The organism is Mesorhizobium sp. M7A.F.Ca.CA.003.01.2.1 (assembly GCF_003998945.1).
Classification (GTDB): Bacteria; Pseudomonadota; Alphaproteobacteria; order Rhizobiales; family Rhizobiaceae; genus Mesorhizobium; species Mesorhizobium ciceri.
This window is the reverse complement of the sequence record NZ_RZRA01001013.1, coordinates 1-1,918: the sequence shown is the minus strand read 5'-3', so window position 1 is coordinate 1,918 and position 1,918 is coordinate 1. Positions and strand designations below refer to the sequence as shown.

General features: G+C 66.5%; 2 protein-coding genes and 1 pseudogene. All 3 read left to right on the top strand.

Annotated features, from left to right (window positions below; all coding sequences use genetic code 11):
* Window positions 1–756, top strand: a 756-nt coding sequence (gene hemC, locus EN969_RS29000; protein ID WP_127419621.1) for a hydroxymethylbilane synthase, incomplete at its 5' end; no start/stop codon positions are given.
* A 1-nt stretch (window position 757) separates the two neighbouring features.
* Window positions 758–1,474, top strand: a complete 717-nt coding sequence (locus EN969_RS28995; protein WP_063169517.1) for a uroporphyrinogen-III synthase — start codon at window positions 758–760, stop codon at window positions 1,472–1,474.
* A 109-nt stretch (window positions 1,475–1,583) separates the two neighbouring features.
* Window positions 1,584–1,918, top strand: a pseudogene (locus tag EN969_RS28990) (phage tail protein); the annotation flags it as partial.

Sequence of the window (1,918 nt, the reverse complement as noted above, 5' to 3'; positions counted from 1 at the left end):
GGCGGCAAGGGCCTGTTCACCAAGGAGATCGAGGAGGCGCTGCTGGCCGGCCGGATCGACATCGCCGTGCATTCGTCGAAAGACATGCCGACGCAACTGCCCGACGGCCTCGAACTGTCGGCCTTCCTGCCGCGCGAGGACGCACGCGACGCCTTTGTCGGCAAAGCGGCGAAGACGATCGCCGAACTGCCGCGCGGGGCGAAAGTCGGCTCGTCGTCGCTACGGCGGCAAGCGCTGATCCGCCGGATGCGGCCGGATCTCGACGTGGTGATGTTCCGCGGCAATGTGCAGACGCGGCTGCGCAAGCTCGACGAAGGCGTCGCCGCCGGCACGATCCTGGCCTATGCCGGGCTGAAGCGGCTTGGGCTCGAGCATGTCGTCACCGACCTGATACCGCTCGATGTCTTCCCGCCGGCGCCGGGGCAAGGCGCGATCGGCATCGAAACCCGTATCGGCGACCGCGATGTCGAAAAGATGCTGGCGGCCGTCCATGATGTGCCGACCGGCCAGGCGCTGGCCTGCGAGCGTGCCTTCCTGGCGGCGCTCGATGGCTCCTGCCGCACGCCGATCGCCGGCTATGCGGCGATCGAGGCCGGAAAACTGTCTTTTGCCGGGCTGATCATCTCGCCCGACGGCACGCAGTCACACACGGTCGAACTGCAGGGACCGGCGCAAGACGCCGCCCGGATCGGCGGCGAAGCGGCCCGGAGCGTGCGCGCCAGGGCCGGCGAAAAGTTCTTCGACGGCTGGCTCTGAAATGCTTCGCGTCCTGGTGACCAGGCCGGAACCGGGTGCTTCGCGCACAGCGCATCGGCTGGAGGAGGCAGGTTTTCAGCCGGTTCTTTTGCCCCTGACCGAAACAAAGGCGTTGCCTGTCGCCGCCGGACTGATCCCGGACGATGCCGTCGCGGTGGCCGTCACAAGCGCCAATGCCATGCGCCATGCGCCGGAAGAAATCATCGCGACGCTCGCCGCCTTGCCTTGTCATGCCGTCGGCAGGCGGACTGCGGAAGCTGCCCGCAAAGCGGGGTTTTTGTCGGTCAGTGAAGGCCCCGGCGATGCCGAGGCGCTGGCCGACGTTCTCGCTGCCGATTTTTCTGGAAAGACGATTGTCTACCTCTGCGGGCGCGTGCGTTTTCCGGCGTTCGAACAGAGGCTCGGGACGGCGGGCGTTCGGGTCCACGCCGTCGAGACCTATGACACGCTGACAGTGGGTTATCCGGACGAAGTCACCCTCGAACGCCTGTCGGGGCAACCTGCCGACGCGGTATTGCTCTATTCAGCCAAGGCGGCGGCGGCGATGCAGATGTTGGCAAGACGGCCCGCTCTGCGCGGTCTCTTCGAAAAAACATGGGTTTTTGCGCTTTCCACGCGGATCGCCGCAGCCTTCGACGATGCCGCCGGCGAAAGGATCCGCATTGCCGCGCAACCTGACGAGGAGGCATTGCTGGCGCTTTTGCAGGCGCCGCGCTGAGCCGCGTCATCACACCGCCCCTTTTCACCGCTTGGTGATGTGCTAGACCCTTTCTGAACCATCATGCGCCGCCAGGCGTTGAGACGAAGCGAATGTGCGGAGCCCAGGCATGGTCAAGACGCCGAAGATGCGACACTCGAAAAGCCGCCGCGAGCCGGTGACCATCGATCTCGAGCCGGGCGCCGTCTCACGCATCGCCGACGAGGACGCCGCCACGCAGGAGGCGCAGACAGACGAGGCGAAGGCCGAGGAAGCAGCGAACGCTTCGCAGCCCGAGGTTCCCGAAGAGCCGGTTCATGCCGACCAGACCGATCTCGAGCCGTGGGAGCATGCCGATGGCGCCGCAGGTGCGGAAGGGCAAGCGCCGGCGCATGGCGGAGCCAAAGCCGCCGAGCCAGAGCTGCCTTATCCCGGTTCGGATGCGCCGCCCAACCGCGCCAAAAC